Here is a 232-nt window from a genome sequence, read left to right as displayed (position 1 = left end):
GCTTTCACACCTTGACCCGCCAGTTCGAATGCTTTTTTCCCTTTATCCACGACCGCATGAATCGGGTCCTTTAATTTCACTGCCATCTGTTCAGCAAAACCGGATGTCAGCTTGGCGACTTTTTCTCCAATAAATCCACCTACCGCTGAACCAATGGCTCCGCCAACAACGGTACCAATCGGGCCTGCAAAGCTTCCTAGAGCGCCGCCGACAACGGCACCTGCGACAGAAC

1 protein-coding gene is annotated in these 232 nt (G+C 52.6%); it reads right to left on the bottom strand.

All coding sequences use genetic code 11. The features are described 5' to 3' along the window. Window positions 1-232: glycine zipper domain-containing protein (locus AC0IXA_RS28245; RefSeq protein WP_471815033.1), on the bottom strand; the 232-nt coding region annotated here is incomplete at both ends.

Source organism: Pseudomonas sp. AC083, assembly GCF_979253165.1.
Note: the sequence above shows the minus strand (reverse complement) of the source record. Positions and strands in the feature narration are given on the sequence as shown.